The 12318-nt window shown below is 54.9% G+C and carries 10 protein-coding genes; 8 read left to right on the top strand and 2 right to left on the bottom strand.

Features of this window, described 5'->3' with window-relative positions; genetic code table 11:
- Positions 1-16: 16 nt before the first annotated feature.
- Complete coding sequence (locus tag NSMM_RS09035) at positions 17-565, bottom strand: REP-associated tyrosine transposase (protein WP_090286750.1); 549 nt, start codon at positions 563-565, stop codon at positions 17-19.
- A 413-nt stretch (positions 566-978) separates the two neighbouring features.
- Positions 979-3978 (bottom strand): beta strand repeat-containing protein, encoded by a 3000-nt coding sequence (locus NSMM_RS09040; RefSeq protein ID WP_090286752.1) that lies wholly within the window; start codon positions 3976-3978, stop codon positions 979-981.
- A 494-nt stretch (positions 3979-4472) separates the two neighbouring features.
- On the opposite strand from NSMM_RS09040, the gene NSMM_RS16080 reads away from it, so the two are divergent.
- The 8 genes from NSMM_RS16080 to NSMM_RS09080 all read left to right on the top strand — a co-directional run bounded on the left by NSMM_RS16080 (position 4473) and on the right by NSMM_RS09080 (position 12247).
- Entirely contained in the window at positions 4473-4643 is a 171-nt protein-coding gene (locus tag NSMM_RS16080; RefSeq protein WP_218121060.1) for a hypothetical protein, read from the top strand.
- 292 nt (positions 4644-4935) lie between these two features.
- Entirely contained in the window at positions 4936-5175 is a 240-nt protein-coding gene (locus NSMM_RS09050) for a type II toxin-antitoxin system Phd/YefM family antitoxin (RefSeq protein ID WP_090286757.1), read from the top strand.
- A gap of 92 nt (positions 5176-5267) precedes the next feature.
- Positions 5268-5561: a type II toxin-antitoxin system VapC family toxin gene (locus NSMM_RS16085; RefSeq protein WP_281200905.1), complete on the top strand. Its 294-nt coding sequence runs from the start codon at positions 5268-5270 to the stop codon at positions 5559-5561.
- Positions 5562-6080: 519 nt separating this feature from the next.
- A complete protein-coding gene (locus NSMM_RS09060; protein ID WP_090286759.1) occupies positions 6081-8384 on the top strand; it encodes a DNA translocase FtsK in 2304 nt (767 codons plus the stop codon).
- Between the two features lie 37 nt (positions 8385-8421).
- The gene (gene lolA, locus NSMM_RS09065; RefSeq protein WP_090286761.1) at positions 8422-9045 is read left to right on the top strand and encodes an outer membrane lipoprotein periplasmic chaperone LolA; all 624 of its coding nucleotides are present in this window, start codon (positions 8422-8424) and stop codon (positions 9043-9045) included.
- Positions 9038-10354 (top strand): replication-associated recombination protein A, encoded by a 1317-nt coding sequence (locus NSMM_RS09070; RefSeq protein WP_090286763.1) that lies wholly within the window; start codon positions 9038-9040, stop codon positions 10352-10354. The genes lolA and NSMM_RS09070 overlap by 8 nt, the downstream gene beginning before the upstream one ends.
- A gap of 768 nt (positions 10355-11122) precedes the next feature.
- Positions 11123-11518 (top strand): MbcA/ParS/Xre antitoxin family protein, encoded by a 396-nt coding sequence (locus tag NSMM_RS09075; protein ID WP_090286765.1) that lies wholly within the window; start codon positions 11123-11125, stop codon positions 11516-11518.
- Between the two features lie 12 nt (positions 11519-11530).
- The gene (locus NSMM_RS09080; protein WP_090286767.1) at positions 11531-12247 is read left to right on the top strand and encodes an RES family NAD+ phosphorylase; all 717 of its coding nucleotides are present in this window, start codon (positions 11531-11533) and stop codon (positions 12245-12247) included.
- Positions 12248-12318: the final 71 nt, after the last annotated feature.

A 12318-nucleotide genomic window follows, 5' to 3' on the forward strand; every position in this document is an offset into this window, starting at 1 on the left:
CACATACCCCACCTGTTCATTCCACCTCCCCAATATTCAGCTGCAAATCCGGGTCGCCGCTCCAATCGGTGGCATAAAGCCCACGGGCAACGTCGCGGTGGAAGGTTGAATACGGCCAGTCAACGGTACGCGCAACCTGGCCGTGTTTCACCGGGTTGATGTAAATATAATCAACGCAGCGGGAAAAATCGGTTTCGTCACGAATGGCGTATTCCCAATAGCGGCGTTGCCATAATGTCGATTCGCGGTGTTTGGTTTTGGATGCGGTCATCCATTCAGGGCGGTGATACGCGGCGGCACAGGCAAGCGATACGGAACGTTTAATCACCCGCCAACGGTTGGAGAAGTCGTGATCGCCCGGCGGCAGCGTCCAAATGCAATGCAGATGATCCGGCAACAGCACCCAGGCATTGATGGTAAAGGGTTGCCGTGATTGCACGGATTTAACCGCCGAACGCAACGCCGCCCGCACCGGCGCATCGCACAGAACCGGGCGGCGGCGATACGTCACCGCCGTAAAAAAATAAGTCCCACCGCAAATCGCGGCACGCCGATAACGCGACATGGCATCAAATCATGGCATATTGATAAAAAACACCCCCGACCGGGTTACGCAATCATCACCCGTAGGGTGGGCACTGGTTGTGCCCACGCGCAACACCACCCCATCCCCGCACCCATCCGCGCCAAAAAAAACCACCGTAGGGTGGGCACCCCGTGCCCACGCGTAACATATGCATAACCACCCCGCCCCCGTGCCCACGCGTGACGTATGCATAACCATCCCCATACCACGCGTACCCAAAAAAAACCGCCCCAGGTTTCCCGAGGGCGGTTTTTTGGTTGGGTTGCGGTTTATCCGGGGAGTTCCGCGTGGGTCACGTTGGCGGGCAATGTTTTTTTGCCCGCGCGTGATTCACACGTTATCCCCGCACCGACCGCGTGGGCACAAAAGCGGTGCCCACCCTACACGGCTGGTTAAGCGATTGTTGTCGCCGCACCCGCAGTAATCGTTGCCAAACCTGTTACACCAGTTAATTCGACGATTTGATCATCAATATTACCTGTTGCAGCACCAGCATTGTAAACATACGTGTTACCAGCATCCTCAAAAAATGCAGTTGAATTTGCTGCATCCAATTGTGTATCAGCCTGGATTGCAGCCACTTTCAGCGCAAAGGTGTTGTCATTCGCGTGGAAAGTTACCAAGCCGCCAGCGGATTGCTGTACGTTACTGCCTGCAACCAATGCCGTAGTATCAGCTGCCTGTAATACAGTGTTTGCACCGAAGGTAAGAATATCGCTACCACCAGTATTAAAGTCGGCAATTTTATCGAGGGATGTGCCAACAATGGAACCGTTTGTGGCAAAAGCAAAAGTATCCGCTCCCGCACCACCTGTCAGAACATCTGCTCCCAGACCACCAGTAATCACGTCAGCACCCGAACCGCCGTTGATAACGTCAATTCCCGCATTACCAGTCAGCGTGTCATTACCTTCACCACCCGTGATGGCCACTGTGGCGGAAGCGTCAGTATTCGCTGAAGCGAATGTAACAGCCAGATTAGCAGCTGTATCAATCACGGTAGCAGTCGAGTTAGCCACGACACCGCTGGCATCAAACGTGGTGATCGCCGTATTGCCAGCATCATTAGTCAGATTCAAACCATTGTTACCGGATACATTGACCGTCGTTGCACCAGTTGCAACCAGACTTGCGGAGTGGATAGCAGCAGCGCTCGTGTCTGTGGTGTTGGCATCAGCCACATTGATGTTGATGGTCTCAACACCTGCTGCGGTGATTTGGCCAGCAGCTAAAACTCCTCCGGATTTGCTCAGTTCGAGATTCAGCACATCCCCAGCATTGAACGTTGCATCTTTGACTTGAACAACAACACCCGTACCGTCGCCAGTTTGTTTGATGGTACCGCCGCTAGCGAGATTGGAGATGACGGAGCTGGTAGCATTTGCACCGCCCGCATTCAGCACCACGGTCGAAACATTGTTGATACCGGCCAAATCCAGCGTTGCCCCGGCAGCGAGAGCGTCCGACAGCTCAAGCACCTCGAAACCAGTAAATTTGCTGTTGAAGGTTGCATCATTATCAGCGACAGCAGCTTGAGCGGATGTCATCACGATGGTATCGACCCCGTCACCAGCCGCAACGGAACCACCGGTACCCGCAGCTCCACCGTAGATCACGGTGTCGTTACCTGCACCCATAGTGATGGCCTTGGTGAAGCCGCTGGAGAGACTCACAGAGTCATCGCCAGCACCGCCGGTGAATGAAACTCCAGCAGCAATCGCGCTACCCAGAGATGCACCTGCCGTGTTGGTAACATTGATGGCCGTAACGGCCGTCAGGGTTTCACCAGCAGAGGTAAATTTCGCATCGCCCGAAATATTCAGGGTAGTGGCATCAGCAAAGGCCATGGAACCAACAGACGAAGCTGCTGTGCTAGAGGTAATATTGACAGTGGTAAAGCCATCGTCGGCAGCAGCCTCGGAATCAGCCAGGGCGCCAGTCATGGTCAGATCATTGACGTTGACAGCCAAGGTATTTGCTGTCGGAGTAGCAGTCAGACCACCACGCCCAATACCCAAGGAGGTAGCCGTACCCGACAGGTTAACCGTGCTGATTGCGCTAGAGTCGATCGTCGCTGCAGCAAAGTTGTTCAGTGTGACGGTTTCAATGGTGCCCGCAGCCGTAGCGGACGTTGCATTGGCGTCGGTGATGCCCACTGCGCCAGCGATCTTACCAGCAACAGTAGCCGCTGCAGTAGCCGCTGCATCCTGGTTAACGGTTACAGAAGCGGTATTAGCGTCACCCGTCACAGTAACAGCTGATTGAGTAACAGTCGTATTAACAGCGTTAGCAGCCTTGGAGGTCACCGTAACCGTATCCCCTCCCGTCACAGCGATAGCACCCGTAGTACCAGCGGTGGAACTGGTCACATTTACAGTCACATCACCCGCAGCAGCAGTCGTAGCACCAACGGTAGTGGTACCAGTGGTGACGCCGGTTGCGTTGATGGTGACATTGTCGCCGCCATTCACTGCAACAAGTTTCGCAGCTTGTGCCGCAACCGTTGCGGTAACATTTTGCGTGGCGGCTGCTGTGATGGTTTGATTTGCGCCAGAAGTGTTGGTGTTCAGCGCGGTCGTATCAGCAAAACTTGACGTGGTATCCAGTGTGATGTCACTACCAGAAGTCACGTTGACGGTTTCAACGCTGGTGACTTTGCTACCAACCGGCACAGCAGTAATCGCTGCAGTTTGTACCCAGTTGAGCGTATCATTACCTGCTCCGCCATCGATCTGGTCACCCACGGTGAAGGTGGTTGCACCCGCAGATTCACCTGCGATAAACGTGTCGTTATCAGCCGTGCCAACGAGGTTATCGGTTCCCGTTGTCAACGTAAACGTCTGCCCCGGTTGTCCCGGATCAGGAACGACCACACCGTTGTCTTCCAGCAGCGCCAGGGCGGCTTCTGCTGTGGTCGGGCCGCTGGCGGTCACGCCAACGAAGGCGGCTTGGCCGGCAGCCACGCCGGCGATGGCGTCCACATTATCAGCATGCACCCCTGCAACCAGCGCTTTGTTATTCAGCAGCGCAGCAGCATCGGCAAAGACGGGATCAGTGGTGGTATTCAGGAATTCGACAGCAAGATAAGCGAGCTGACCGAGACCCAGTCCAAAATTGTCGTTGACAAATGCTTTGGCCACCGTGGTGGCGTCGTCGGTGGCAGCAGGATCAAAGCCGAAGTTGGTCAGCAGAAAATCTGCCTGTGCAGCTTGGCCTGTCGGCACGATGCTTTGGAACTCCAGCGTTCCGACCAAGATATTGGCCAGCTCCGACAAGCTAGTGCCCGCTGCTACGATGCTCGAGAGATCCGTCTGGATATTTTTGCCAGGCGCGCCGTTGAACAAACCTGCCACTAATTTAAAAATGTTACTTTCGTTTGCGGTAAGAGCCATTTTATATTTCCTTTAAAATTAACGTTAAAAAAACGAGTGTAACGCCATTGCACACATGCCCGTCAGCGACATCCCCATGCAGCGACTGGCAAGTGTAGAACATTGAATTACTGGTAATTGATGGAATAAAGCACTTTTACTGGTTCAGTTTGCCATAATGACTTTAGCATAGCAATGACAAAAATCAATATGAATACATAAAAAATAACGAGCCAGAATTGATAACGGGCATCTGAATCAGAAACTGAAGTTTTTCTATCAGACCTGCACATTCTGCACCCGGAAAAAACAGCATACAAGATAATCTTTCGTCATAGTGAAAAAATGTCGCTTTTTGGATACAGATTTGGCGTGGGTAAAAAGATCCCCGTGCATCGCCTTCGCGCCGACCGCGTGGGCACAACAACGTGCCCACCCTACGGATTACGCGATTACTACCTTGTACTGCATAAAAAACATGTCGAATGACGGCCAGCATGTAGGGTGGGCACCCCGTGCCCACGCGTGACGTACGCGTTACTACCTCATTCCGCGTTCCCATGCATCATCCCTGCACCGACTGCGTGGGCAAAAAATCGTTGCCCACCCTACCCTGCTTGCCAACACAGCATGACAACATGGCAAACCGGCAGAAAAACAGCATACAAGACAATCTTTTGTCATGATAAAAATATGTCGTTTTTTGGATACAGCACGTAGGGTGGGCACCCCGTGCCCACGCGCGAACGCACGCGTTACCACCTCATTCCCCGTTCCCATGCATCATCCCTGCACCGACCGCGTGGGCAAAAAATCGTTGCCCACCCTACGGGTTATACGATTACCATCTTATCCTCCGTGTCCACGCGGAGCTGATCAGCGCGTAGCGTGGCCTGTGCCCACGCGTGACGTACTTGTATTTGATTTTTATGCCTGCTGGAACTATAGTCATGTTCAAAATCACATGGATAGGTCATCATGAAAACTGTCAATACCTCTGAATTCAAGACCCAATGCCTGCAGCTCATGGATGACGTAGTAAAATCTGGCGACAGTATCGTCATTACCAGAGACGGCCAGCCCATCGCCCGGCTCTGCCCGATTGCCTCAAAGCAATCAGCAACCCTTGTCGGACGCCATAAAGGGGAAATTCGTATTGTTGGAGATATAGTGGCATCCCTTGACGAATTATGGGATGCCGAATGCTCCTCCTGCTAGACACCCATGCCCTGATCTGGCTTGACCAGGATGATCCTTCTCTGGGAACAGGAGCGCGGGATCTTGCCAACACAGCATGACAACATGGCAAACTGGCAGTTTCAGCAATTACCTTCTGGGAGACAGCCATGCTAGCTGCCAAAGGGCGAATCACCATGACTCTTCCACTTCCGCTCTGGCGACGTGATTTTCTGGAACTTGGTCTGGTTGAAATTGGAATTGATGGAGACATCGGCATTGCGGCTGCTCAGCTCGATTTACATGGTGATCCAGCAGACCGTCTTATTGTTGCAACCGCGCAGCTCATTGATGCGACGCTTCTGACTGCTGATCTATCGATATTACAATGGAACACTACGCTGAAGCGCTTCGATGCACGACAATAACCATGCTTTTGCTCATCCCCGTGCATCACATTCACACCAACCGCGTGGGCAAAAAATCGTTGCCCACCCTACGGATTACGCGATCACCACCCTGTAGGGTGGGCACCCCGTGCCCACGCGTGAACGCACGCGTTACCACCTCATCCCCCATTCCCGTGCATCACCTTCGCATCGACCGCGTGGGCAAAAATCCTTGCCCACCCTACGGATTACGCGATCACTACCTTGTACGGTGGGCACCCCGTGCCCACGCGTGACGCACGCGTTACCACCTCGTTCCCCATCCCTGTGCATCACATTCACACCAACCGCGTGGGCAAAAAATCGTTGCCCACCCTACGGGTTATGCGATTACCATCTTATCTTCCGTATCCATGCGGAGCCTGATCAGCAGAAAAATCGGTTACACTGGTGTTTTTCGGTTCTCTGTCAGCAGATGTCTCTGTTTCCGCTAAACTCTTGTCCTGAACCAGGGCGCTGCCTGCGTTGTTCATCCATCATGCTTTTTAGCTGTTTCCCATGAGTTTCATTAATAAATCGATGGCGAAGAAACCCGCCGGTCAGCCGCTTCCGGCCAAAATCAGCCGCTTATTGCGCGAAGCTGTTGCGCTGGTGTTGGGTGGAGTGGCGCTTTATCTGGCGTTGATTTTCATCAGTTTCGACCTGACCGATCCGGGGTGGTCGCGCAGCGCGGTAGGCGCGCAGATCGGCAATGCGGGCGGAGCGGCGGGTGCGTGGCTGTCGGATTTGCTGTTTTATCTGTTTGGCGTATCTGCCTGGTGGTGGGTGGCGTTTTTTATGGCGGCGGTCTGGTGGAGTTACCGCCGCATCGATATTGCCAACGTGCTCGATCCGCGCACGCTCGCGGTGGCTTTTACCGGATTTCTCACCTTGCTCGTGGCCAGCAGCGGGATCGAGTCGCTGCGCTTTCATACGCTGCAGGCATCCCTGCCACTGGCGCCTGGCGGCATACTCGGTGAGGTGCTTAGCCGTTATGCCTCCATGCTGCTGGGATTCACCGGCGCCACGCTTGGACTGGTGATTTTGTTTGCCATCGGGTTGAGCCTGTTTTCCGGACTTTCATGGGTGAAGCTGTCTGAACGCATTGGCGCGGTGATTGAGCTGGCTGGTACGTCGATTCTGGATCGTTGGGATCGCTGGCGTGACCGGCGCATGAATGCGGCAGCGGCGGACAAACCTGACATCCTGCTGGAGGCGGTTAAAGATCAACCACTGTCTCAGCCGATGCTGCGCATCGAGCTGCCGGAAACGGAGATTCAAAAATCATCGCGCAGCGTCAAAGAGAAAACCAGATCGTTATTTTTTGACGCTGCCGACTCTCCCCTGCCCCCGCTTTCGCTGCTGGATGAGCCTGAAAAACAGGTGATATTGCTGTCAAGCGATATGCTGGAATTCAACTCGCGCCTGATTGAGCGCAAGCTGAAGGAATTTGGCGTGGAGGTGAAAGTAGTGGCGGCCTATCCCGGCCCGGTGATCACTCGTTATGAGATTGAACCGGCGGTCGGTGTCAAGGGGAGCCAGATCGTCAATCTGGTCAGAGATCTGGCGCGTGCGTTTACCGTGGCCAGCATTCGCGTGGTCGAGACCATTCCCGGCAAATCGACGATGGGCATGGAAATCCCCAATCCCAAGCGTCAGATGGTTCGTCTGCATGAAATTCTGGCCTCGAAAGTTTACGCGGATCATGCTTCACCGTTGACCATTGCGCTGGGCAAGGATATCAGCGGCAAGCCCGTGGTGTCCGATCTTGCCAGAATGCCGCATGCGCTGGTGGCAGGTACGACCGGCTCGGGGAAATCGGTTGCCATCAATGCTGTCATTCTGAGTCTGCTCTACAAGGCGACGCCGGAGGAGGTTCGTCTCATTCTGATCGACCCCAAAATGCTGGAGCTGTCGGTCTATGACGGCATTCCGCATCTGCTGACCCCAGTAGTCACTGACATGCGCGATGCCGCCAACGCGCTCAACTGGTGTGTCGGTGAGATGGAGCGCCGCTACAAGCTGATGTCGGCGCTGGGTGTGCGCAATCTCGCGGGCTATAACCAGAAAATACGGGATGCCATCAAACAGGAAGCGGCACTGACCAATCCGTTGAGCATCACGCCGGAATCACCCGAATTGCTGGAAGAAATGCCGCTGATCGTGGTGGTGATTGATGAACTGGCCGATCTGATGATGATCGTCGGCAAGAAAGTCGAGAAACTGATTGCCCGGCTGGCACAGAAGGCGCGTGCGGCAGGTATTCATTTGCTGCTGGCCACGCAACGCCCGTCGGTGGATGTTATCACCGGTCTGATCAAGGCGAATATTCCGACCCGCATCGCCTTTCAGGTTTCCAGCAAGATCGACTCGCGCACCATTCTCGATCAGATGGGGGCGGAAGCCTTGCTAGGACAGGGGGATATGCTGTATCTGCCACCCGGCAGCGGTCATCCGCAGCGTATTCACGGCGCATTCGTTGCCGACGGCGAAGTGCACAAAGTGGTGGAATATCTCAAGGAACACGGTGAAGCCTGTTACCTCGATGACATCCTGCAGGCGGCCGATGTGGAAGAAGATGCTGGCGAGAGCAGCAGCGGCGGTAGCCAATCCAGCGGGGGGGAAGCCGATCCCCTCTATGATGAGGCGGTCAGCATCGTCATCAAGACCCGCCGCGCTTCGATCTCGCTGGTACAGCGCCAGTTGCGCATTGGCTATAATCGTGCCGCCAGGCTGATCGAGGAAATGGAACGGACCGGTATCGTTTCCGGCATGGAAAGCAATGGCAACCGCGAGGTATTGGCGCCCAAACGAGACGATTAATTCCTTGAACTGATACCTCAAACCATATCAAACCATTATGTCCCGCTCATTACTGCTTATCGTTACCTTTCTGCTTAGCCTGTTTTCATCGCACGCCCCTGCCGCAGCAGTTACCAGCCTCAAAAATTTCGTGGACAAGGTGCGGACTTTCCGTACCGAATTTTCACAAACCCTGTTGGATCAAAACTTCCAGATTATGCAGAAAACCAGCGGCAGCATGTTGTTTGCGCGCCCCGGTAAATTTCGTTGGAGCTATGAAACTCCCTATCAGCAACTGATCGTCGGTGATGGCGAGTACGTCTGGTTTTATGATCAGGACCTCGAACAGGTCACGGTGCGCAAGCTCGATCTCACGCTCGGCAGCACGCCGGCGGCACTGCTGGCGGGGGAAGGAACGATCGAACAGGATTTTGATCTGCAGGAAATTGAGGTACAGGGAGAACTTGAATGGCTGGAAGCCATCCCCAAAAGCGAGGAAACATCATTCGAGCTGATCCGCCTGGGATTTTCTCACGCGGGGGAGCTGCGCGAAATGATATTGCGCGACAATCTGGGGCAATTCACCTGGCTGATATTCTCGCAGGCCGAACAGAACCCGGAGCTGCCGGATACCTTGTTCCAGTTCACCCCCCCTGCCGGGGTAGATATTATCCGTGACTGAGCCAGCCAGCGGACAACATTCAACCGTTCCGCTGGCGGAGCGGCTGCGCCCGCCATCCCTGGAAGCCGTCATCGGCCAATCGCACCTGCTCGCACCCGGCAAACCGTTATGGCTTGCATTCAAGTCGGGCAAGCCCTATTCGATGATCCTGTGGGGCCCGCCCGGTACCGGCAAAACCACGCTGGCACGACTGATGGCGCAGGCGTTTACGGCCGAGTTCATTGCGATTTCGGCGGTGCTGTCTGGTGTCAAGGAAATCCGCGAAGCCATTGAGCATGCCCGCCTGATTCGACAGCAGTCAGACCGGCCAACCGTCCTGTTCGTCGATGAAGTGCACCGTTTCAATAAGGCGCAGCAGGATGCCTTTCTGCCGCACGTTGAACAGGGGCTGATCACTTTCATCGGCGCCACCACCGAAAACCCCTCGTTCGAAGTCAACCGGGCATTGCTGTCACGTGCACAGGTCTATGCGCTGACGGCTTTGTCCAGCGAGGAACTCGGGCAATTACTGGTGCGCGCGCAACAAACTTGTGCCGAGGATAAAGCCTTTACCGAGGCCGCCAGCGGGTTACTGGTCGAGTTCGCCGATGGTGATGCGCGTCGTCTGTTGAACCTGCTCGAACAGGCTATCAATGCAGCGGATACCGAGAACATCGCACAAATCGATGCTGATTTTCTGCAAAGTGTGCTGGCACGCCATTCCCGTGCGTTTGATAAAGGTGGGGACGCATTCTATGATCAGATTTCCGCGCTGCATAAATCCATTCGTGGTTCATCCCCGGATGCCGCATTGTACTGGCTGTGCCGCATGCTCGATGCGGGCGCCGATCCACGCTACCTTGCCCGCCGCTTGATCCGCACCGCTATTGAGGACATCGGGCTGGCCGATCCGCGCGCCCTGCCGATGGCGCTTGATGCCAGTGCGGTCTACGAACGGCTCGGCAGTCCCGAAGGCGAACTGGCGCTTGCCCAGGTCACGCTCTACCTTGCCAGCGCCCCCAAAAGCAATGCGGCTTACCTTGCCTACCAGAAAGCACGCAGCCTGATTGCACAGGACACTTCCCGCCCGGTTCCCCTGCATTTACGCAACGCCCCGACCAAACTGATGCGCGACATGGGGCACGGAAAAAGCTACCGCTACGCGCATGACGAACCCGAAGGCTACGCAGCGGGTGAACATTACCTGCCGGATGGCATGCCACCCGTGCAGTTTTATCAGCCCACCCAGCATGGACTGGAAGCAAAAATAACTGAGAAACTTGCCCACCTGCGCGAGCTTGACCAACGCGCCCGGCAGAAGAAGGATTGAAACACAAACTGCGTGGGCACAGGAGCGGTGCCCACCCTACAGCGTGCCGGCAGGAAAAACCCCGTAGGGTGGGCACCACGTGCCCACGCGTAAACTTGACATCGTGTTCAGGTCTATGGAGCGAGATTTGTTTTGTTTAAAACAAAATCCCACCTGTGCGAGCTTGACCAACACGCCCGGCAGAGGAAGGATTGAAACACAAACTACAACGTGTCGGCAGGAAAAACCCCGCAGGGTGGGCATCACGTGCCCACGCGTAAACTTGACATGGTGTTCAGGTCTATGGAGTAAGGTTTGTTTTGTTTAAAACAAAAGCCACCTGCACGAGCTTGACCAACACACCCGGCAGAGGAAGGATTGACACGCAAACCGCGTGGGCACAGGAGCGGTGCCCACCCTACAACGTGCCAGTAGGAAAAACCCCGTAGGGTGGGCACCACGTGCCCACGCGTAAACTTGACATCGTGTTCAGGTCTATGGAGCGAGGTTCGTTTTGTTTAAAACAAAAGCCCACCTGCACGAGCTTGACCAACACACCCGGCAGAGGACGGATTGACACGCAAACCGCGTGGGTACAGGAGCGGTGCCCACCCTACAACGTGCCGATAGGAAAAACCCCGTAGGGTGGGCACCACGTGCCCACGCGTAAACTTGACATGGTGTTCAGATCTATGGAGCGAGGTTTGTTTTGTTTAAAACAAAATTTGTGTGAAAAATAACTTTGCGTTACACTGAAGTCACTGATCAAGTCGACATAAGGAGTCAAACATGAGAGCCGCAGCTGAGCGTGAAGTGACCGCGTCACAAGACCGTGGCGCCCTGGCCAAGATGGTCATGACCTTGTTCGACCACTGGAAGTTGAGCACCGAGGATCAGGCAGCGCTGCTGGGCATCGCCGCCAGCAACAGGGCAGCCTTGTCGAACTACCGCAGTGGCAAGCCCATCGGCACCAGCCGTGACCAGTACGAGCGAGTTGGCCACTTGTTGGGCATACACAAGAATCTGCGTCTGCTCTTCCCTCAGAACAGGGATTTGGCCTACCGCTGGATGACCACCCGCAACAAAGCCTTCGACAACCTGACCCCCGTTGAAGCGGTCAAAGAGTGGGGATTTGCAGGTCTGCTGATGGTGCGTGCCTACCTGGACCGCGCACGGGGCGTTTGAGCAGCGTCTGGAATGAATTCCCTGTTTGCTCACATCACGCTTGCTGACGTTCACCAGGATGTCGCTCGAAACATTGTGTCCTTGCATGAATCGCAGGATCTGTTCGATGATCTGACGAATGAACCAGCCGAGTGGTTGCTGGCGCAAAAGGTAGAGGACGAGGTCAAACCACCACCGTACCAATCCAAAACGCCGATTATTGAACGCCCCTTTGAAGACGCCGAATGGTTCAGCGCCATCGTTTGGCCGTTCAAACATTGGCAGTCCAGTCGGTTTTCTGATGGCACTTTCGGCGTTTGGTATGGGTCAGAATCGGTCGAGACCACAGTTCATGAGTCCGCATATCACTGGTATCGGGGCTTGCTCAGCGACGCAGGATTTGAACGGATGACAGTAATTGCCGAGCGCAAGGTTTACTGGGTCGCTTGCAATGCAGCCCTGCTGGATTTGCGTAAAGTAACCGATGAATACCCTGACCTGTTGCACCCTTCCGACTATACGTTTTGCCAATCAGTGGGGGCCAGGATTCACCGCGAGGGCCACCCAGGTCTGCTAATCCAATCGGTTCGCCGATCCGATGGCGAGAACCTGGCCATCTTCAATTCAGCCGTGCTGTCCAATCCCAGGCACAACAGCCAGCTGACCTATCGGCTGGAAGATGAGCAGATCGTGGTTGAGAAGCAGCCAGGGACGACGTGGATCACTTTGTACGTAGCGAATTTTTCATAGGTGCATTCGAACAAAAACGGCGCCCACCCTACGCAGTCTGCCGGTTTTGCTGCAGGTAACGTGTAATTGCC

Origin of the sequence: Nitrosomonas mobilis, from assembly GCF_900103035.1 — a bacterium.
Classification (GTDB): Bacteria; Pseudomonadota; Gammaproteobacteria; order Burkholderiales; family Nitrosomonadaceae; genus Nitrosomonas; species Nitrosomonas mobilis.